The following is a 19,242-nucleotide window of genomic DNA, read 5'->3' as shown; positions in this document are numbered from 1 at the left end:
AAGAGCGATCGTCGGTGTCGTGAGTGAATCCTCCGTACTGCCGAAGACAGACACCGCCACCGCCTCCGTGGTGCGGCACGACCACCCCGCCCCGGTGCTCGGCGCGTTGGGGCTGTTCACCGTGCTGCTGGGTGCGGCCCTTCCTCTGATCGACTTCTTCATCGTCAACGTCGCCCTGCCCACCATCGACCACGACCTCGCCGCGGGTCCCGCGCTGCTGGAACTGGTCGTCGCCGGGTACGGGCTCTCCTACGCCGTACTGCTCGTCCTCGGCGGCCGGCTCGGCGACATGGCCGGCCGGCGCCGGCTGTTCCTGCTGGGCATGGCCGCGTTCGGGCTGACCTCACTGGCCTGCGGACTGGCGCCGGACGCCTGGACGCTGGTCGGGGCGCGGGTGGCCCAGGGCGCCGCGGCGGCGCTGATGCTGCCGCAGGTGCTCGCCACCATCCAGGCGGCCACCTCGGGCCACCGGCGGGCCCGGGCGATGAGCCTGTACGGGGCCACGGCCGGGCTCTCCATGGTCGCGGGCCAGATCCTGGGCGGGGTGCTCGTCGCCGCCGCGCCGCTGTCGTCGGTGTTCGGCGAGAGCGCGGGCTGGCGCTCGGTGTTCCTGGTCAATGTGCCGGTGGCGGCCGTCGGGCTGGTCCTGGCGGCCCGCGCGGTCCCGGAGACGCGGTCGGAGCGGCCTGCGCCCGTCGACGTACCGGGCACGCTGCTGCTCGCCGTGTCACTGGTGACGCTGCTGGCCCCGCTCACCGAGGGGCGGGCGGCGGGCTGGCCGCTGTGGACCTGGGTCTCGCTGGCGCTGTTCCCGTTCGCAGCGGTCGCCTTCTACCGGGTGGAGCGGCGTGCGGACCGGCGCGGACTGGTCCCGCTGATCCCGCCGAGCCTGTTGCGGCTCGAATCGCTGCGGCGCGGGCTCGCGCTGGTGGTGCCGTTCTCGATCGGCTTCGGCGGCTTCATGTTCGTCATCGCCGTCGCACTCCAGCAGGGGCTGAGGCTGGGCCCGGCGGAGTCGGGACTGTCGATGGCCCCGATGGCGGTGGCCTTCTTCGCGGCCTCGCTGGCAGGTCCGCGGCTGGTACGGCGCTACGGCAGCCGCGTGGTGACGGCCGGCGGGCTGATCCAGGCGGCCGGCGTCGTGGTGCTCGCCCTCACGGTGTGGCGCGGCTGGTCGGGCCTGGGGCTGCTCGGTCTGATGCCGGGGCTGGCGATCGCAGGCTTCGGCCAGGGACTCCAGCTGCCCGTCCTGTTCCGCATCGTCCTGTCGGACGTGCCGCCGGAGCGGGCCGGGGTGGGCGGCGGCGTCATGACGACGACCCAGCAGGCGGCGCTGGCGCTGGGCGTGGCGACGCTCGGTTCGCTGTTCCTGGCACTGGCGCCGGGCTCGGGCATGCGGGACGCGCTGATCGTGACGCTGCTGGTCCAGCTGGCGGCGGTCGCCCTGACGGCGCTGCTGAGTCTGCGGCTGCCGCGCACGCTGGCATGAGAACGGGGCGCCGGTACGGGCGTGGGCCCGGAACACCTGAGGTGTTCCGGGCCCACGGGCGTACGGGTGGTGCGAACCGCCCTCCGCGAAGGAGGCGTCAGCTCTGGGCGGGCGCGTCCTGCTCCGGGGCTTCCTGCCCGGCCGCGAGGGCGTCCGACGGCTCGGCCTCGGTACCGGCGGCGCGCTCGCGCATCCTGCGCAGCAGCTCCGCCTTCTGCTCGGCGGCCGTCTTCCGGTCGGCGTTGCGCTCGGGACCGGCGCCCTGCTGCTCGGCGCGGGACACCTTCTTGCGCTGTCCGCCGACTCCGAGAAGGTTGTTACGGCTCTTGGCCACGGGGTTCTCCCATTCGTGGTGAAAGTGAGGTCTGAGAAGACCCTGGATCGGTCCGGTGGGCGGCGGGTGGTCGGACCCGCCGCACTCTCACTCGTAGATCTGGAAGAACGAAGACATGCGGCAACGGTACCCCGGCCCCATCGGCCGCGGCACCGAGTTTTCTTCCCGCCGGATGCGGTCTCCTACGTCGCCGTCGGGTCGACCGTCGCCTGGTGGGCCTCGGCGAGGTGTTCCTCGGCCTTGAGCCAGGGCAGGAACTGCACCGCCCTGCGCCAGTCGCAGGTGTCGCAGCTCAGCTGCCGCTGAACCCCCGACTTCCGCACGTGAACGACGTGTTCACGGCCGTGCTGGTCCCATCTGCTGACCTTGCTCGTGGTCATGGACGGCATCCGGGCCTCCTGAGGGCGAGTGTGCCCAGTCTGCACGAAGCCCCCGGTTCCGTACGGGAGTACGGGGAACCGGGGGCTTCGTCCAGCGGGTGAAGCGGGTGCGAGGTGTCAGCAGCCGAGCAGTCGGGCGCCGAGGTACGCCTGGATCTGGTCCAGCGAGACGCGCTCCTGCTTCATGGTGTCGCGCTCGCGCACGGTCACCGCGTTGTCGTCGAGGGTGTCGAAGTCGACGGTGACGCAGAACGGCGTGCCGATCTCGTCCTGGCGACGGTAGCGGCGGCCGATGGCGCCCGCGTCGTCGAACTCGATGTTCCAGTTCTGCCGCAGGTCGGCCGCGAGGCCCTTGGCCTTCGGCGAGAGCTGCGGGTTGCGGGACAGCGGCAGGACCGCGACCTTGACCGGCGCCAGGCGCGGGTCGAGGCGCATCACGGTGCGCTTCTCCATGACGCCCTTGGCGTTGGGCGCCTCGTCCTCGACGTAGGCGTCCAGGAGGAAGGCCAGCATCGCGCGGCCGACGCCGGCCGCGGGCTCGATGACGTAGGGGGTCCAGCGCTCGCCGGCCTCCTGGTCGTAGAACTGCAGGTCCGTGCCGGACGCCTTGGAGTGCGCCTTGAGGTCGTAGTCCGTGCGGTTGGCGACGCCCTCCAGCTCGCCCCACTCGCTGCCGCCGAAGCGGAAGCGGTACTCGATGTCAGCGGTGCGCTTGGAGTAGTGGGAGAGCTTCTCCGCGGGGTGCTCGAACCACCGCATGTTCTCCTCGCGCATGCCGAGGCCGGTGTACCAGTTCCAGCGCTGCTCCATCCAGTACTCCTGCCACTGCTCGTCCTCGCCCGGCTTGACGAAGAACTCCATCTCCATCTGCTCGAACTCGCGGGTGCGGAAGATGAAGTTGCCCGGAGTGATCTCGTTCCGGAAGGACTTGCCCATCTGCGCGATGCCGAACGGCGGCTTCTTGCGGGAAGTCTGCTGCACCTGGCCGAAGTTGGTGAAGATGCCCTGGGCGGTCTCGGGGCGCAGGTAGGCCACCGAGCCGGAGTCCTGGGTCGGGCCGAGGTGCGTGGAGAGCAGGCCGGAGAACTGCTTGGGCTCCGTGAACGTGCCCTTGTTGCCGCAGTTGGGGCAGTTGAGGTCGGCGAGGCCGCCCACCGGCGGCTTGCCGTGCTTCTCCTCGTACGCCTCCTCCAGGTGGTCCGCGCGGTAGCGCTTGTGGCAGGAGGTGCACTCGGTCAGCGGGTCGGAGAACGTGGCGACGTGGCCGGAGGCCACCCACACCTCGGGGGCCAGGATGACCGAGGAGTCGAGTCCGACCACGTCCTCGCGCGAGGTGACCATGTAGCGCCACCACTGACGCTTGAGGTTCTCCTTCAGCTCGACACCCAGCGGCCCGTAGTCCCAGGCGGCCCGCTGGCCACCGTAGATCTCACTGCACGGGTAGACGAAGCCACGGCGCTTGCTCAGGCTGACGATGGAGTCGATCTTGTCGGCGGCCACGGTGCTCTCTTCATTACGACGACGGAACTGGACAGGGCTGACGCGAAGCGCCTCGGTGGGGGGTGGTGGTCGGGAGACGGGTGCGCGGATGCCTCAGATTACCGGCGGGCACGCCCCTTCGATCAAATCGGTATCGGACCGGTCCGGCGAGCGGCCCGCCCCGGGGGCATCTCATCAGCCTTGTTGACAATCGTTTCCACTTTTGTTGAAAATGACTGTCATGAACGTACGCCGCCTCATACCCACGACCGCCGTCGCCGGAGCAGTCGTGCTCGGCCTCACCGCCCTCTCCGCCTGCTCGGCCTCCGACGCCGCCGACCGCAGGAGCGGCGACAGGCTGAACGTGGTGGCGTCCTTCTACCCGATGCAGTTCCTGGCCGAGCAGATCGGCGGGAACCACGTCTCCGTCTCCACCCTGACCAAGCCGGGCGTGGAGCCGCACGACCTGGAGCTCAGCCCGCGAGAGGTCGGCGGACTGAGCGACGCGGACTACATCCTCTACCTCAAGGGCCTCCAGCCCGCCGTCGACGACGCGATCAAGCTCTCCGAGTCCGAGCACACCGTCGACGCCGCGACGCTCACCACCCTGGAGGACCACGGCGCCGAGGTCGGCGGCGAGGAGCACGCCCACGAGCACGAGGGCGACGAGGCCGGCGCCGACCCGCACATCTGGCTCGACCCGGTGAAGTACGCCCAGGTCGCCAAGGGAGTGGGTGCGTCCCTGGAGAAGACCGACCCGGACCACGCCGCGGACTACCGCAAGAACACCGACGCCCTGGTCACCAAGCTCGACGCGCTCAATACCGCGTACGAGAACGGGCTGAAGAACACCACCACGAAGACGTTCATCACCACCCACTCCGCCTTCGGGTACCTCGCCGAGCGCTACGGCCTCACCCAGGAGGGCATCGCCGGCATCGACCCCGAGGCCGAGCCGAGCCCCGCCCGGATCAGCGCCCTGCACTCGATCGCCCAGGAGAAGAAGGTCACCACCGTCTTCTTCGAGACGCTCGCCAGCGACAAGACGGCCAGGACCGTCGCCCGGGACACCGGCCTGAAGACCGACGTCCTGGATCCGCTCGAGGGAATCACCGGCAAGTCCAAGGGCGATGACTACATCGAGGTCATGGAGTCCAACCTCGCCGCCCTCCAGAAGGCCCTCGGCGCGAAGTGAACCACCCCACCGAGGCGGTCGACCCGAACCGCGCAGCAGCACCGGAGGCGATCGTGCCCGAGCCCCAGAACACCACACCGTGCACCACGTCCGACCCCGTGATCGTCGTGCGCGACGCCACGGCCACCCTCGGCGCACGCCCCGTGCTGCGCGGCGTCGACCTGACCGTGCGCCGCGGCGAGGTCGTCGCGCTGCTCGGTGCCAACGGTTCCGGCAAGTCGACCGCCGTACGCTCCGTCATCGGCCAGGTCCCGCTCACCGGCGGCACCGTCGAGCTCTTCGGCACCCCCCTGCGCCGCTTCCGCGACTGGGCCCGGGTCGGCTACGTACCGCAGCGCACCACGGCGGCCGGCGGGGTGCCCGCCACGATCCGCGAGGTCGTCTCCTCCGGGCGGCTCTCGCGCACCCGGCTGGGACTGCCGCGCAAGGCCGACCGGGCCGCCGTCGACCGCGCCATCGCGCTCGTCGGCCTCGCCGACCGGGCCAAGGACTCGGTGGACGCCCTCTCCGGCGGTCAGCACCAGCGCGTGCTGATCGCCCGCGCGCTCGCCTCCGAACCCGAGCTGCTGATCATGGACGAGCCGATGGCGGGCGTCGACCTGGCCAGTCAGGAGATCCTCGCCGAGACCCTGCGCGAGCAGGTCGCGCTCGGCACCACCGTGCTGCTCGTCCTGCACGAGCTCGGCCCGCTGGAGCCCCTGATCGACCGGGCGGTCGTCCTGCGCGACGGCTGCGTGATGCACGACGGCCCGCCCCCGAAGGCCCTCGGGCAGCACGCCCTGCCCGGCCACGACCACGTACACCCCCACGCGGCCTCCGAGCCCGTCCGGACGGGACTGCTGAGCTGATCATGGAATTCCTCACCCCTCCCTTCATGCAGCGGGCACTGATCGCCGCCGTGCTGGTCGGCGTCATCGCCCCCGCCGTCGGCATCTACCTGGTGCAGCGCCGGCAGGCCCTGATGGGCGACGGCATCGGCCACATCGCGATGACCGGCGTCGGCCTCGGCTTCCTGCTCTCCACCAGCCCCGTCTGGATGGCCACGGCCGTCGCCGTCGTGGGCGCGGTCACGATGGAACTGATCCGCTGGTACGGACGCACCCGCGGCGACATCGCCCTGGCGATGCTCTTCTACGGCGGCATGGCGGGCGGTGTCCTGCTGATCAACCTCTCCGACACCGGCTCCAACGCCAACCTCACCTCGTACCTCTTCGGCTCGCTGTCCACGGTCTCCTCCGAGGACATCACCGCGATCGCGGTGCTGGCGGCGTTCGTGCTGCTGGTGACGGTGGGGCTGCGCAGGCAGCTGTTCGCCGTCAGCCAGGACGAGGAGTTCGCCCGGGTCACCGGTCTCCCGGTGCGCGTGCTGAACCTGCTGATCGCGGTCACCGCCGCCGTCACCGTCACCGTCGCGATGCGGGTCGTCGGGCTGCTGCTGGTCAGCGCCCTGATGGTGGTCCCGGTCGCCGCCGCGCAGCAGATCACCCGGTCGTTCAAGGTGACGTTCGTGCTCTCCGTCGTCACCGGGGTCGCGGTGACGCTGGCCGGCACCATCACGTCGTACTACCAGGACGTCCCGCCCGGCGCGACGATCGTGCTGCTGGCCATCGGGGTGTTCATCGCCCTGACCCTGCTCGCCGCCCCACTGGCCCGGATCCGGGCCCGCCGCCGCGAAACGGCGGACGAGCGGTGCACCCTGGAAGTACCGGCCACCCGCCCGGCCGCGGACGACGCACCTGTGCGGCCGGTCTGACCCCGCCGCCGGTGCGGACTGGCACAATGGCCCGACACACGTACGGGCGACACGAGGAGGCTCCTGTGGCGACGGCGCCGATCAGTGGAACGAACGCTGCACCGGTACGCGGCCGGTCGACCCGGCAGCGGGCAGCGGTGGCCGCTGCGCTCGACGAGGTGGACGAGTTCCGCAGCGCCCAGGACCTGCACGACGTGCTCAAGCACCGCGGTGACTCGGTCGGGCTGACCACGGTCTACCGCACCCTTCAGTCCCTCGCGGACGCGGGCGAGGTCGACGTGCTGCGCACCACCGAGGGCGAGTCCGTCTACCGCCGGTGCTCCACCGGCGACCACCACCACCATCTGGTCTGCCGGATGTGCGGCAAGGCCGTCGAAGTCGAGGGCCCGGCGGTGGAGACGTGGGCCGAGACCATCGCGGCGCAGCACGGCTTCGTGAACGTGGCGCACACGGTCGAGGTCTTCGGTACGTGCGTGGAGTGCGCCGGCGCCGAGGGCTGACCCCGGGGGCGGCGCCCCCGGGACCCTGGTTTCAGCTGGGCTCCGAGCCGCCCGCCGCCTCCACCGCACCGCCGAAGCGCCGGTCGCGCTGGGCGAATTCCAGACAGGCTCGCCACAGGTCGCGGCGGTCGAAGTCCGGCCACAGCACGTCCTGGAAGACCATCTCGGCGTACGCGCTCTGCCAGATCAGGTAGTTGGACGTGCGCTGTTCGCCGCTGGGGCGGACGAAGAGGTCGACGTCCGGCATGTCCGGGTAGTAGATGTACTTCGCGAACGTCTTCTCGTTGACCTTCGACGGGTCGAGCTTCCCGGCCGCCACGTCCTGGGCGATCCGCTGCGCGGCGTCCGCGATCTCGGCCCGGCCGCCGTAGTTGACGCAGAAGTACAGCGTCATCCTGTCGTTGTCCTTGGTCTGCTCCTGGGCCACCTGGAGCTCCTGGACGACGGACTTCCACAGCTTCGGCATGCGGCCGACCCAGCGGATCCGGATGCCGAGTTCGTCCATCTCGTCACGGCGGCGGCGGATGACGTCCCGGTTGAAGTTCATGAGGAACTTCACCTCCTCCGGGGACCGCTTCCAGTTCTCGGTGGAGAAGGCGTACAGCGAGAGGTTCTTGACGCCCATCTCGATGCAGCCCTTGAGCACGTCCATGACGACGCCCTCGCCGACCTTGTGGCCCTCGGTGCGCGGCAGGCCCCGCTCCTTGGCCCAGCGGCCGTTGCCGTCCATCACGACGGCCACGTGCTTGGGCACCAGCTCGCCGGGGATCTTCGGGGGCACGGCTCCGGACGGGTGCGGCTCCGGGGTCTTGTAGTCCCGCCGGTTGCGGCCGCCGAGGATTCCGCGTACTGCCATGAGCTTTTCCGTCTCCCTGTGTCTACTTTTCCACGTACCGCAGCGAACGCAGGCCGCGCTCCAGATGCCAGTGCAGATAGGCGGACACCAGCCCGCTCCCCTCCCTGACATGACGCGCCTCGCACGCGTCCGCCGTCTCCCAGTCGCCGGAGAGCAGTGCGCTCAGCAGGGTGACGGCCTCCGCCGAGGGTACGACGCTGCCGGGTACCCGGCAGTCGCCGCAGATGACGCCGCCCGCCGCGACGGAGAAGAACCGGTTCGGACCGGGCATTCCGCACCGGGCGCAGTCAACGAAGCTGGGGGCGTAGCCGTTGACCGCGAGGGAGCGCAGCAGGAAGGCGTCGAGGATGAGGTTCGGCTCGTGCTCCCCGCGGGACAGGGTGCGCAGGCCGCCCACCAGCAGCAGGTACTGCTGGACCGCGGGCTCGCCCTCGTGGTCCGTGAAGCGTTCGGCGGTCTCCAGCATCGCGGTGCCGGCGGTGTAGCGCCCGTAGTCGGTGACGATGCCGCCGCCGTACGGGGCGATGGTCTCGCTCTGGGTGCAGAGCGGCAGTCCGCGCCCGACGAGCTCGCTGCCGCGGGCGAAGAACTGCACGTCCACGTGGGAGAACGGCTCCAGCCGGGCCCCGAACTTCGACTTCGTGCGCCGTACGCCGCGTGCGACGGCCCGTACCCGGCCGTGGCCGCGGGTCAGGATCGTGATGATCCGGTCGGCCTCGCCCAGCTTCTGCGTGCGGAGCACCACGCCGTCGTCCCGGAACAAGCTCATGGCTCCATTGTCCGGTACGCGGCCGGCCCGGCGGGCCCGGCCCCGCAACCCGGTCCGGTCAGTTCGCCTCCGCGCCGCCGCCCGCGGGCACGACGAGCCCGGATTCGTAGGCGACGATCACCAGCTGGGCGCGGTCGCGGGCGGCCAGCTTGCCCATGATCCGGCTGACGTGGGTCTTGGCGGTGAGCGGGCTGAGGCCGAGGGTCTCGGCGATCTCGGTGTTGTTGAGGCCGCGTGCGACGAGGGCGAGGACCTGGCGTTCCCGGTCGGAGAGCATCGCGGGGCCGCCGGGACCGGTGCACGCCGGGGGCTGCGGGGCGCTGAGGACCCGGGCGATCAGCCGGGCGGTCGGGCCGGGCGAGAGCAGGGCCTCACCCGCGGCCACGGTCCGGATCGCGGCGAGCAGGTCGGCGGGCCGGGTGTCCTTGACCAGGAAGCCCGAGGCGCCGGCGCGCAGCGCGTCGACGATGTGGTCGTCGGTGTCGTACGTGGTCAGGACCAGGACCTTCACTCCGGCCAGGTCCTCGTCGGCGGCGATGCGGCGGGTCGCCTCGATGCCGTCGAGCTCGGGCATCCGGATGTCCATCACGACGAGGTCGGCGCGGGCGGAGCGGGCGAGGGCGACGGCTTCGAGACCGGTGGCGGCCTCTCCGACGACCTCCATGCCGGGGTCGGAGCCGACGAGCATCGCGAACGCCGCCCGGACGAGGGTCTGGTCGTCGGCGAGCAGTACGCGGATCATGAGGCGGACTCCGTTGCCCGGGCCCGGTGTACGGGGGCCGGATGTGCGGGTGCGGGTGCGGTGGGTTGATCTTCCCCCTGCTTCCGGAACGAGGCCGGTTCGGCGGGCTGCCCGGACGCGGCGGGCCGGACCTCGCCCTGCTTCCGGAACGGCAGCAGCGCGGAGACCTCGAAGCCGCCGCCGGGGCGGGGTCCGGCGTCCAGGGTGCCGCCCGTGCTGCGGGCCCTCTCCCGCATCCCCAGGATGCCGAAGCCGGGCGCGGAGCCGTCGTCCACGGGGCCGGTGCCGTCGTCGGTGACCGTGACCCGCAGGGCGCCCGTGCCGGCGGGTGCTACGGCGACGACGATGCGGACGCCCGGGCCCGCGTGCCGTACCGCGTTCGTCAGGGACTCCTGCACGATGCGGTACGCGGCCGCTCCGGTCGCCGGAGCAAGGCGGCCGTCGGGAACCCGCACCCGGAGGTCGACCCGGGCCCCGGCCGCCTCGGCGGCCCGTACGAGGCCGGGCAGGGCGGCCAGATCGGGCAGCGGGCCGTCTGCGTCGCGCCGGTAGCCCTGCCGGTCGTCCTGCCCGTCGCCCTGCCCGGTGTCGCGGAGCACCTGGAGGGTGGTGCGGAGTTCCGCCCTGGCCTCGCGGCAGGTGTCCGCGATGTCGTCCAGCGCGGCGGCGATCGCCCGGCGGTCCAGCCGTTCCGGGTCGACGGTCAGGATGTGCGAGGCGACCGAGGTCTGCACGCCGATGAGGGTGATGCTGTGGGCCAGCAGGTCGTGCAGGTCGCGGGCGATCCGCAGCCGTTCCTCGGCGACCCGGCGCCGGGCCTCCTCCTCGCGCGTCTGTTCGGCACGCTCGGCGCGCTCCAGCACCGAGGCGACGTACTGGCGGTAGATGCGTACGTCGACCCCGCAGAACAGGATGGCGATGATCCACCCGGAGATACGCAGCAGTTCGAGCCCCTGATGGGCGTCGATGCTCAGCACCACCGTCACCATCACGGACGTGACGCCGATGCCGGTGAGCAGGGTGCGCAGCGGGCGGCCGGTGACGGCCACGGTGTAGAGCGCGATCCAGGTCTGCGGCATCGGAGCCGTGTGGGCGTTGTCGAGGCCGTGGTAGAGCATCAGCAGCGGGACCATGGCGAGCAGCACGAGGACGGGGTTCCGTCGCCGCCACACGAGCGGTGCGGCGCTGGCCATCAGCAGGAGCCAGCCGAGCGCGTCGGGCGCGACGACGTCGTCGGCGGACAGGGCGAGGGCGGCGGAGAGCGCACCGGCGCCCACGGCTACGAGGGCGTCGGTGCGCGTCTTGTGCGGCGCGTGCATCGGGTCACGGTTGACGACGGCCAGGATGCGGTCGCGGCGGCGTGCGGTGGTGGACACGCCGCCATCCTCCGGTACGGGGCGGGGCACTGTCAGGGCGTCCCGACGAGTTCCGGTTCGCGGGGGGCCGGTGCGGCGGGGGGCCGGCTGAGCGCGCCGGGCCACCACATCTTCCTCTGCAGGGCCACGCTCGCCGAGGTCACCAGGTAGGTGCGGACGAAGAAGGTGTCGAGCAGGACGCCCACGGCGATGACGAAGCCCATCTCGACCAGGGAGGTCAGCGGCATGTTCGTCAGGACCGCGAAGGTGGCGGCGAGGACCAGGCCCGCCGAGGCGATCACGCCGCCGGTGGTGCGCAGGGCCGTGAGCGCGGCCTCCGTGGGTTCGGCGCCGCGCCGGGCCTCCTCGCGGACCCGGTGCATCAGGAAGATGCCGTAGTCGACGCCGAGGGCCACCAGGAAGACGAAGGTGAGCAGCGGCAGTCCGGGGTCGGTGCCCTCGAGCCCGAGGACCGGTTCGAAGAGCAGTCCGCCGATGCCGAGCGCGGCGCCCCAGACCGCGACGACGGCGGCGACGAGCAGCAGCGGGGCGACGAGGCTGCGGAGCAGGACGACCAGGATCAGCAGGACGGAGAGCAGGACGAGCGGGACGACGATCCCCAGATCCCGGGAGCTGGCCGTCTCCAGATCCATCTGCTGGGCGCCGGGCCCGCCGACATGGCTGCCGTCCAGGCCCTCGCGCAGGGCGTGGACGGTGTCCCGCTCCCCCGCGGACTCGGGCCGGTCCTCGGCGACGACGGACAGTTCGGTCCAGCCGCCGCCGCTGCGGCCGCGTTCGGCGGAGGCGACGCCCTCGGTCGTACGGGCCTTCGCCAGCGCGGCGCCGGCCCGGTCGGTGGGGGCGAGCACGGTGATCGGCTGGCTGGAGCGGCCGGGGTAGGCGTCGGCGAGGGTCGTCATGGCGGCGACCGAGTCCGGCCTGCTGGTGAAGGAGTCCTCCTGCTTGAGGTCGCCGGGCAGGTTGAACGCCCCCAGCGACAGCGCGCCGAGCAGTACCCCGCCGGTCACGAGGACCGCGACGGGCCGGCGTCCGGCCGAGCCGCCCATTGCGGCGAAGAGCGAGCGGCGCCTCTTCGGCCCGGAGCCGTACACGGGAACGAGCGGCCAGAACACCCGGCGGCCCAGGAGCACCAGGACGGCGGGAAGCAGCGTCAGCATCGCCAGGAGCGCGCACAGCACCCCGACAGCGGCGATGGGGCCCATGCCCCGGCTGCTGGTGAGATCGGCGGCCAGGAGGCAAAGGAGGCCCGCCGCGACGGTGGCGGAGGAGGCGACGACCGCGGGGCCGCAGCCGCGCAGCGCCGCCGCCATCGCCTCGTGCGGCCGGGCGACGCGGGTGAGTTCCTCGCGGTAGCGGGAGACGAGCAGGAGGGCGTAGTCGGTGCCCGCGCCGAAGACGAGGATGGTCATCACGGCGGAGCTCTGGCCGGTGACGGTGACTTCGAAGCCCCGGTTCAGGCCGTAGACGACCGCCATCGACAGGGCGTCGGCGACACCGGCGACGACGAGCGGCACCAGCCACAGCAGCGGGCTGCGGTAGATGAGGATCAGCAGGATCGCGACGACGGCGACGGTCGTGTAGAGCAGCGGTCCGCCGAGCGAGCCGTACACCTTCTGTGCGTCGACGTTCAGCGCTCCGGGCCCGCCGACCTCGACGTCCAGTCCGCCGCCGCCCTTCACCCTCTCGCGCACGTCGTCGACGAACGCGGTCCGTGCCTCGTCGTCCTGGCCGGGCTCGGTCGTGGAGACCGGGTACATCAGGGTCGTGCCGTCCTCGGAGGGCACGGCTCGCGGCGGTGCGGTGAGGGTGTGGGCACCCGCGACCCCGGCGGTCTGCCGGGCGGCCGTGGCCCGGTCGGCTGCGGTCAGTCCGCCGTCACGGTGGTATACGAGGACGAGGTCGGTCGACTCGCCGCCGGGCAGCGTGTCCTGGATCTCCGCCACCTGGGTGGAGTCGGCGCTCGCCGGCAGATAGTCGACGGCGCGGTTGACCTGTACGTCCCCGAGCCTGCCGGCCGACGGGCCGGCGATCGCGATCACGGCGACCCAGAGCGCGACGATCGCCCAGGGCAGCATCCGCCACCTGCCGCGTGGTCGTGTCCGCTCGTCCTCGTCCTGTGCTGCGGCTCTCATGGGAGGCCCCCCTTCCGTACGGGTGTCCGGTCATGTCCAGACTCCCGTCGGGCCGGGGGCGATTCGTCGCACCGGAGGCCGAGTTCCCGGCTACTGCCGGGGAGGGTGCGGCGGCCCGGCTACTCCCGCGGGAGTACCGGGCCGGTGGAGAGAGGGGCTCAGGAGGGCGTACGGGCCGCGGCCGCGAGCAGCCGGGCGGTGTCCTCGCCGCGCAGCCGCAGCGCGCCGCCGACCGTGGTCAGCACCTCGCGCTCGGCAGGGCTGTACGGGCCGTCGGCGAGGGCGATCCGGGCGCCCTGGAGCAGGATCGATTCGCGCCCGGCGGGGGCGAGATGCGGGGCGAGGGGCTCCAGCGCCTCGTGGAGTTCGATGGCGAGGGCCGCGCCGCAGGCCTCGGCCGCGGGGTCGAACGCGGAGCCGTGGCCGATGTCGGCGGCGAGGATCTCGACGACGGTGGCCAGCTGTTCCTGGGTGCAGTCGTCGAAGCCGGCGCCGCGCACGGTCTCGACGGCCGTCTCAAGGACCGTACGGGAGGTGCTGCCGCCGGCCGCGAGGACCCCGAGGGTCACGGTGTGGACGGCGTCCCTGAGCATCGCGGAGAACCGTGTGGTGGTGGGGTGGTCGAGCGCCTCGGGGTCGAAGTGGGCGTGGCAGGCGGCGCATTCGACGACCGGTCCCACGGTGCCGCGTCGCATCAGCGGTACGCCGAGTACCGCGAAGCGGCGGCGGCCGGTGAGGCGGCGGTAGTTGCGGTCGCCCCCGCAACCGGCGCAGAAGAACTCACCGTCACCGACGGTGTCCCACATCGTGCGGATGCCGCAGATACGCAGCTTTGTGGCGCTTCGTCCCAGGCTTGACCGCACGTCGCACACCTCCGTAATGCTCCGGCAACATTGCCGTGTTGGACGTGATGTTAACCACATCCGTGAAGCGGCGTCAGCACCTCGGCCGGCCCGACCGTCCGGAGATGGCCGAACCCCGCCCCCCGGGAGCGGGGAACGGGGTTCACGGACCGTACGACTTCATGCCCTTTCGGGCGCCCGGCTCAGCGGGTGGCGCGGTTGACCGCGGAGACGACCGCCTTCAGGGAGGCCCGCGTGGTGTTGGCGTCGATGCCGATGCCCCACAGGACCTTTCCGTCGATGGCGCACTCGATGTACGAGGCGGCCTGCGCGCTCGCACCCTCGCTCATCGTGTGCTCGGTGTAGTCCAGCAGCCGCGCGTCGATACCGATGGCCTGCAGCGCCTCGAAGAACGCGGAGATCGGGCCGTTGCCGGTGCCGGTGAGCACGGTGTCCGAGCCGTCCACGCTCGCCTCGACGGTGATCGTGTCCTGGCCGTCCGAGCCGGTCGTGGTCTGGCCGGAGCGGATCTGTACGCGACCCCATTGAGCCGCGGCGTTCCCGGGGTTGGGCAGGTACTCGTCCTGGAACGTGGTCCAGATCTGTGTCGGGGTGACCTCGCCGCCCTCGGCGTCGGTCTTGGCCTGAATGATCCGGGAGAACTCGATCTGCATCCGGCGCGGCAGGTCCAGCTTGTGGTCGTTCTTCAGGACGTACGCGATACCGCCCTTGCCGGACTGCGAGTTGACCCGGATGACGGCCTCGTAGGAGCGGCCGACGTCCTTCGGGTCGATCGGCAGGTACGGCACCGCCCACTCGATGTCGTCGACGGTCTTTCCCTGGGCGGCCGCGTCGGCCTCCATGGCGTCGAAGCCCTTCTTGATGGCGTCCTGGTGGGAGCCGGAGAAGGCGGTGTAGACCAGGTCGCCCGCGTAGGGGTGGCGCGGGTGGACCTCCATCTGATTGCAGTACTCGCTGGTGCGGCGGATCTCGTCGATCTGCGAGAAGTCGATCTGCGGGTCCACGCCCTGCGAGAACAGGTTCATGCCCAGCGTCACCAGGTCGACGTTGCCGGTGCGCTCGCCCTGGCCGAACAGGCAGCCCTCGATCCGGTCCGCACCGGCCATCAGGGCCAGTTCGGCGGCGGCGACGGCGGTGCCGCGGTCGTTGTGCGGGTGGACGGACAGGCAGACGAACTCACGGCGCGACAGGTTGCGCGACATCCACTCGAACCGGTCCGCGTGCGTGGACGGCGTCGAACGCTCCACGGTGGCGGGCAGGTTGAGGATGATCTCGCGGCCCTCCTCGGGCTGCCACACGTCACAGACCGCCTCGCAGACCTCCAGGGCGAAGTCCAGCTCGGTGTCGGTGAAGATCTCGGGGCTGTACTGGTAGCCGAAGATCGTCTCGTCGCCCAGGATCTTCTCGGCGTACTCCATGACCAGCCGGGTGCCGTCCACGGCGATCTGCTTGACCTGCTCCTTGGAGCCGCGGAAGACCACACGGCGGAAGGTGGGGGCGGTCGCGTTGTACAGGTGCACGGTGGCGCGGCGGGCGCCGCGCAGGGATTCGACGGTCCGCTCGATCAGTTCCTCGCGGGCCTGCGTCAGGACGGAGATCGTCACGTCCTCGGGGATCGCGCCCTCTTCGATGATGGAGCGGACGAAGGCGAAGTCGGTCTCGCCCGAGGACGGGAAGCCGACCTCGATCTCCTTGTAGCCCATGCGGACCAGCAGGTCGAACATCTCGCGCTTACGGGCCGGCGACATCGGGTCGATCAGGGCCTGGTTGCCGTCGCGCAGGTCGGTGGAGAGCCAGCGGGGCGCCTTGGTGACCCGCTTCTCGGGCCAGGTGCGGTCGGGGATCTCGACGGCCTCGTACCGGCCGTACTTGTGGACCGGCATCCCGGACGGCTTCTGCAGGCCCGTGGCGTTGGTGATCGGCGTGGGGCGGCCCACCGCGTTCTCGGCGGGGGTCTGCGCGGGGTTCACTGCGGTCATGGCGTAGGGCTCCTCGGGTGTCCTGCAAGGGGACGGCCGACTGTGTTGCTGCAACACCAGACTCCGCGGGGAGGGGGTCGGCCTACGACTACAGGCCCTCGCCGCGGCAGCTAAGAAGAAGCAGCCCGAAACGCATGATGCGAAGAGACTAACCGAGGGGCGCCCGAGACGTCCGTGCCGTATCAGTATGCGGGACCGGGCGCCGGTAACGGGTGAACAGTGAGGGATCACTCTATTTCGTCAATCCTGGTGGCAACCAGTGACATCGCGATCACGCACTGCCACAGTCGTGTGTATGCAGCCTCGATCTCAGCACGAATCCCGTCCCGTCTTCTGCACCATCGTGCCGCCCCACGTCCTCGACAAGCTGTCGCAGTCCGACGACCCCGTCCTCGCGGGCCCCGCCCGCCGCACCCTGGAGGCCGACGCCGCCCGGCGCACCCGGCGCCAGGTCACCACCTTCGTCCGGCCCACCATCAGCCAGGAGCCGGCGGACGACAGCTCCGGCAAACCCGACCGCACGCTCTACGACTGCCGCCACGGCACGGATCTGCCCGGTACGAAGGTCCGCGCCGAGGGCGAGGACCCCACGTCCGACGCCAGCGTCAACCGCGCCTACGCGGGCCTCGGCGCCACCTTCGACCTGCTGCTCAGCGTCTACGGCCGCCGTTCGATCGACGGCAACGGGCTGCCGCTGATCGGTTCCGTGCACTACGACGAGAAGTACAACAACGCCTTCTTCGACGGCGAGCAGATGGTCTTCGGTGACGGGGACGGCGAGATCTTCCTCGACTTCACCGTCGCCATCGACGTCATCGCGCACGAGCTGGCACACGGGCTGACCCAGTACACGGCCAACCTGAACTACTACGGCCAGTCCGGCGCGCTCAACGAGTCCGTGTCCGACGTGTTCGGCTCCCTGGTCAAGCAGTACTCGCTCGGCCAGACCGCCGGGCAGGCCGACTGGCTGATCGGCGCGGGCCTGCTGGCGCCCCGCGTCCAGGGCGTGGCGCTGCGCTCGATGAAGGCGCCCGGTACCGCGTACGACGACGACGTGCTCGGCAAGGACCCGCAGCCCGCCTCGATGGACGACTACATCCACACGGGCGAGGACAACGGCGGGGTCCACCTCAACTCCGGCATCCCGAACCGGGCGTTCTACCTGCTGGCCACCGCGCTCGGCGGCAGTTCCTGGGAGCGGGCGGGCCAGCTCTGGTTCGATGTGCTCACCGGTGGTGAACTGGCGGTGGACGCGGACTTCGCGTCCTTCGCCCGGCTGACCGTGGCTGCGGCCCGCAGCCGCTTCGGCGAGGGCGACGAGGTCGAGGCGGTCCTCAAGGCCTGGTCGGAGGTGGGTGTGCCGACCGCGTAGCCGGCCGGGCCCGTCGAGGAAGGGACACCGCATGCGGATCCAGGTGAGCAGGACCGGCGGCTTCGCCGGCATCGCGCGCCATCGCGAGATCGACACCTCGGGACGGGCCGACGCCCACGAGTGGGAGGCCCTGGCCGCATCGGCGCTCACCGGCGGACGGGAGGCTTCCGCGACGGGCGTCCCGGACGGCTTCAGCTACCGGATCACGGTCGACGGCCGCACCGTGCACTGCGCGGACCCGCGGCTGACCGACGCCCAGCGCGCCCTGGTCTCACGCGTCCTGAAGGAGGGCGCGTGAGACCGGCGGCGTACGTCTGACGGGGCCGTCGGCGTCCTGGCCGCCGACGGCGCTCAGAACCCCGGCTTGCGCGGCTGCCCGGGAAACCACGCCCCAGGGGCCCGGGCCTCAGCGGCTTCGCACGGCTGCGCCGGCCTCCGGGACGTGGTATCGCTCAGAACCCCAGCTTGCGCAGCTGCTTCGGGTCGCGCTGCCAGTCCTTGGCGACCTTCACGTGCAGGTCGAGGAAGACCGGGGTGCCCAGCAGGGCCTCGATGTGCTTGCGCGACTTCGTGCCGACTTCCTTCAGCCGCTTGCCCTTCGGGCCGATGATGATGCCCTTCTGGCTGGGCCGCTCGATGTAGACGTTGGCGTGGATGTCGAGCAGCGGCTTGTCCGCCGGCCGGTCCTCGCGCGGCAGCATCTCCTCGACGACGACCGCGATGGAGTGCGGCAGCTCGTCCCGTACGCCTTCGAGCGCGGCCTCCCGGATCAGCTCCGCGACCATGACCATCTCGGGCTCGTCGGTGAGGTCGCCCTCCGGGTAGAGCGGCGGGCTCTCGGGGAGCAGCGGGGCGATCAGGTCGGCCAGCAGGCCGACCTGGTCGTCCTTGACCGCCGAGACCGGGATGATCTCCGCCCACTCGAAGCCGAGCTCCTCGCCGAGGCGGGAGACGGCCAGCAGCTGTTCGGCGAGCTGCTTGGACTCGACCAGGTCGGACTTGGTGATGATCGCGATCTTGGGCGTCTTCTTGATGCCCGCGAGTTCCTTGACGATGTACTTGTCGCCGGGGCCGAGCTTCTGGTCGGCGGGCAGGCAGAAGCCGATGACGTCGACCTCGGCCCAGGTGGTGCGTACGACGTCGTTGAGACGCTCGCCCAGCAGGGTGCGCGGCTTGTGGAGGCCGGGGGTGTCGACCAGGATCAGCTGCGCGTCCGGCCGGTGCACGATGCCGCGCACGGTGTGCCGGGTCGTCTGGGGCCGGTTGGACGTGATCGCCACCTTCTGGCCGACCAGAGCGTTCGTAAGGGTGGACTTGCCCGCGTTGGGACGGCCCACGAAGCAGGCGAAACCGGCCCGGTGGGGGGCGGTGTTCTCAGCCTGCTGCGCAGCAGCTTCTGGGTTCGGTCGAGCGCTCATGGCGCCCATTGTCCCCGATCCCGGCGGCCGCGGGGCACCATGGCGCCCGCCGCGGCCACCGGACCCGCTTCTCAGGCCGGGCGGCGGCGGCTGCGGCGTGACCGGATCCACAGCGCCGCGCCCCCGGCGAGCGCGGCCAGCAGCACTCCGGCGACCAGCCAGGGCAGGGCGAAGTACGACACGGACGCGGACTCACGCGTGTCGCGGGCGCTCGCGGTCAGCTTGATCTCGCCCCACTCCACCTGCGGCGCGCCCGCCCACTCCTCGGTGAGCCGGACCTCCTGGCGGGGCAGCAGCTCGGACGGGATGCGCTTGAGGTCGCGGGCCAGCAGCGTGCGGCCGAAGAGGCCCTCCGCCTTGAGGGCGACCTTGGGGCTGAGGGTGACGTTGCCCCGGTTGTGGAGCGTGTACGAGATGACGGCCCGGGACTTGCCCGTGCCCGGGACCAGGGGCGCGGTGTGCTCGACCTCGACGTCCTCGACGGAGAGCGCGGGCATCGTCGGGCCGTTGACCCGCAGATAGATCCGGGCGCCGACCGCCTTCTGGATGCCGACGGCGACGGCGCCCGGATCTATCTGCGGGTCAACGGCCCGACGATGCCCGCG

18 protein-coding genes and 1 pseudogene are annotated in these 19,242 nt (G+C 71.4%); 7 read left to right on the top strand and 12 right to left on the bottom strand.

Annotated features, from left to right (window positions below):
* Positions 1-19 precede the first annotated feature (19 nt).
* Positions 20-1,489 carry an MFS transporter gene (locus tag JGS39_RS22510; protein ID WP_372456155.1) on the top strand — a complete coding sequence of 490 codons (1,470 nt, stop codon included), beginning with the start codon at positions 20-22 and terminating at the stop codon, positions 1,487-1,489.
* Between the two features lie 97 nt (positions 1,490-1,586).
* Here JGS39_RS22510 and JGS39_RS22505 read toward each other — a convergent pair whose 3' ends face one another.
* The 3 genes from JGS39_RS22505 to JGS39_RS22495 all read right to left on the bottom strand — a co-directional run bounded on the left by JGS39_RS22505 (position 1,587) and on the right by JGS39_RS22495 (position 3,703).
* Complete coding sequence (locus JGS39_RS22505) at positions 1,587-1,823, bottom strand: DUF6243 family protein (RefSeq protein WP_219571184.1); 237 nt, start codon at positions 1,821-1,823, stop codon at positions 1,587-1,589.
* Positions 1,824-2,005: 182 nt separating this feature from the next.
* Positions 2,006-2,212, bottom strand: coding sequence for a hypothetical protein (locus JGS39_RS22500; protein WP_219571183.1), 207 nt, complete (start codon positions 2,210-2,212; stop codon positions 2,006-2,008).
* Positions 2,213-2,320: 108 nt separating this feature from the next.
* A complete protein-coding gene (locus JGS39_RS22495; RefSeq protein WP_219571182.1) occupies positions 2,321-3,703 on the bottom strand; it encodes a glycine--tRNA ligase in 1,383 nt (460 codons plus the stop codon).
* A 220-nt stretch (positions 3,704-3,923) separates the two neighbouring features.
* On the opposite strand from JGS39_RS22495, the gene JGS39_RS22490 reads away from it, so the two are divergent.
* The 4 genes from JGS39_RS22490 to JGS39_RS22475 all read left to right on the top strand — a co-directional run bounded on the left by JGS39_RS22490 (position 3,924) and on the right by JGS39_RS22475 (position 7,130).
* Positions 3,924-4,877, top strand: coding sequence for a metal ABC transporter substrate-binding protein (locus JGS39_RS22490; protein WP_219571181.1), 954 nt, complete (start codon positions 3,924-3,926; stop codon positions 4,875-4,877).
* Between the two features lie 53 nt (positions 4,878-4,930).
* Positions 4,931-5,725: a metal ABC transporter ATP-binding protein gene (locus JGS39_RS22485; protein ID WP_219571197.1), complete on the top strand. Its 795-nt coding sequence runs from the start codon at positions 4,931-4,933 to the stop codon at positions 5,723-5,725.
* A gap of 2 nt (positions 5,726-5,727) precedes the next feature.
* Positions 5,728-6,630: a metal ABC transporter permease gene (locus JGS39_RS22480; protein ID WP_219571180.1), complete on the top strand. Its 903-nt coding sequence runs from the start codon at positions 5,728-5,730 to the stop codon at positions 6,628-6,630.
* Between the two features lie 65 nt (positions 6,631-6,695).
* A complete protein-coding gene (locus JGS39_RS22475) occupies positions 6,696-7,130 on the top strand; it encodes a Fur family transcriptional regulator (protein ID WP_219571179.1) in 435 nt (144 codons plus the stop codon).
* A gap of 31 nt (positions 7,131-7,161) precedes the next feature.
* On the opposite strand, the gene JGS39_RS22470 is transcribed toward JGS39_RS22475, so the two are convergent.
* The 7 genes from JGS39_RS22470 to leuA form a co-directional block, all read right to left on the bottom strand.
* Positions 7,162-7,986 (bottom strand): isoprenyl transferase, encoded by an 825-nt coding sequence (locus tag JGS39_RS22470; protein ID WP_219571178.1) that lies wholly within the window; start codon positions 7,984-7,986, stop codon positions 7,162-7,164.
* Positions 7,987-8,008: 22 nt separating this feature from the next.
* The gene (gene recO, locus JGS39_RS22465) at positions 8,009-8,755 is read right to left on the bottom strand and encodes a DNA repair protein RecO (RefSeq protein WP_148018609.1); all 747 of its coding nucleotides are present in this window, start codon (positions 8,753-8,755) and stop codon (positions 8,009-8,011) included.
* Between the two features lie 58 nt (positions 8,756-8,813).
* Positions 8,814-9,497, bottom strand: a complete 684-nt coding sequence (locus tag JGS39_RS22460) for a response regulator transcription factor (RefSeq protein ID WP_219571177.1) — start codon at positions 9,495-9,497, stop codon at positions 8,814-8,816.
* Positions 9,494-10,816, bottom strand: coding sequence for a sensor histidine kinase (locus tag JGS39_RS22455; RefSeq protein WP_219571196.1), 1,323 nt, complete (start codon positions 10,814-10,816; stop codon positions 9,494-9,496). The genes JGS39_RS22460 and JGS39_RS22455 overlap by 4 nt, the downstream gene beginning before the upstream one ends.
* Positions 10,817-10,905: 89 nt before the next feature.
* Positions 10,906-13,005: an MMPL family transporter gene (locus tag JGS39_RS22450; RefSeq protein ID WP_236063207.1), complete on the bottom strand. Its 2,100-nt coding sequence runs from the start codon at positions 13,003-13,005 to the stop codon at positions 10,906-10,908.
* A 158-nt stretch (positions 13,006-13,163) separates the two neighbouring features.
* Positions 13,164-13,811, bottom strand: coding sequence for a TerB family tellurite resistance protein (locus tag JGS39_RS22445; protein ID WP_236063213.1), 648 nt, complete (start codon positions 13,809-13,811; stop codon positions 13,164-13,166).
* Positions 13,812-14,050: 239 nt separating this feature from the next.
* Positions 14,051-15,847, bottom strand: coding sequence for a 2-isopropylmalate synthase (leuA, locus tag JGS39_RS22440; protein ID WP_219571175.1), 1,797 nt, complete (start codon positions 15,845-15,847; stop codon positions 14,051-14,053).
* A gap of 295 nt (positions 15,848-16,142) precedes the next feature.
* On the opposite strand from leuA, the gene JGS39_RS22435 reads away from it, so the two are divergent.
* Both JGS39_RS22435 and JGS39_RS22430 read left to right on the top strand, forming a co-directional pair.
* Positions 16,143-17,219, top strand: a complete 1,077-nt coding sequence (locus JGS39_RS22435; RefSeq protein WP_219571174.1) for a M4 family metallopeptidase — start codon at positions 16,143-16,145, stop codon at positions 17,217-17,219.
* Between the two features lie 31 nt (positions 17,220-17,250).
* Positions 17,251-17,517, top strand: a complete 267-nt coding sequence (locus tag JGS39_RS22430; protein WP_219571173.1) for a protealysin inhibitor emfourin — start codon at positions 17,251-17,253, stop codon at positions 17,515-17,517.
* Positions 17,518-17,671: 154 nt separating this feature from the next.
* Here the strand turns inward: JGS39_RS22430 and era are convergent, their stop codons facing one another.
* Positions 17,672-18,646, bottom strand: a complete 975-nt coding sequence (era, locus tag JGS39_RS22425) for a GTPase Era (RefSeq protein ID WP_187285138.1) — start codon at positions 18,644-18,646, stop codon at positions 17,672-17,674.
* 62 nt (positions 18,647-18,708) lie between these two features.
* Positions 18,709-19,242: pseudogene (locus JGS39_RS22420) on the bottom strand (DUF916 domain-containing protein); the annotation flags it as partial.

Source organism: Streptomyces poriferorum, from assembly GCF_019399235.1.
Lineage (GTDB): Bacteria > Actinomycetota > Actinomycetes > Streptomycetales > Streptomycetaceae > Streptomyces > Streptomyces poriferorum.
The sequence above is the reverse complement of the archived record's forward strand: the minus strand, read 5'-3'. Positions and strand labels throughout refer to the sequence as shown.

Excerpts from the sequence above, each read along its gene's own strand:
- JGS39_RS22500 (WP_219571183.1), bottom strand. The coding sequence starts at position 2,212 with ATGCCGTCCATGACCACGAGCAAGGTCAGCAGATGGGACCAGCACGGC.
- JGS39_RS22490 (WP_219571181.1), top strand. The coding sequence starts at position 3,924 with ATGAACGTACGCCGCCTCATACCCACGACCGCCGTCGCCGGAGCAGTC.
- JGS39_RS22480 (WP_219571180.1), top strand. The coding sequence starts at position 5,728 with ATGGAATTCCTCACCCCTCCCTTCATGCAGCGGGCACTGATCGCCGCC.
- JGS39_RS22470 (WP_219571178.1), bottom strand. The coding sequence starts at position 7,986 with ATGGCAGTACGCGGAATCCTCGGCGGCCGCAACCGGCGGGACTACAAG.
- recO (WP_148018609.1), bottom strand. The coding sequence starts at position 8,755 with ATGAGCTTGTTCCGGGACGACGGCGTGGTGCTCCGCACGCAGAAGCTG.
- JGS39_RS22460 (WP_219571177.1), bottom strand. The coding sequence starts at position 9,497 with ATGATCCGCGTACTGCTCGCCGACGACCAGACCCTCGTCCGGGCGGCG.
- JGS39_RS22455 (WP_219571196.1), bottom strand. The coding sequence starts at position 10,816 with ATGCACGCGCCGCACAAGACGCGCACCGACGCCCTCGTAGCCGTGGGC.
- JGS39_RS22450 (WP_236063207.1), bottom strand. The coding sequence starts at position 13,005 with ATGAGAGCCGCAGCACAGGACGAGGACGAGCGGACACGACCACGCGGC.
- JGS39_RS22445 (WP_236063213.1), bottom strand. The coding sequence starts at position 13,811 with ATGTGGGACACCGTCGGTGACGGTGAGTTCTTCTGCGCCGGTTGCGGG.
- leuA (WP_219571175.1), bottom strand. The coding sequence starts at position 15,847 with ATGACCGCAGTGAACCCCGCGCAGACCCCCGCCGAGAACGCGGTGGGC.
- JGS39_RS22435 (WP_219571174.1), top strand. The coding sequence starts at position 16,143 with ATGCAGCCTCGATCTCAGCACGAATCCCGTCCCGTCTTCTGCACCATC.
- JGS39_RS22430 (WP_219571173.1), top strand. The coding sequence starts at position 17,251 with ATGCGGATCCAGGTGAGCAGGACCGGCGGCTTCGCCGGCATCGCGCGC.
- era (WP_187285138.1), bottom strand. The coding sequence starts at position 18,646 with ATGGGCGCCATGAGCGCTCGACCGAACCCAGAAGCTGCTGCGCAGCAG.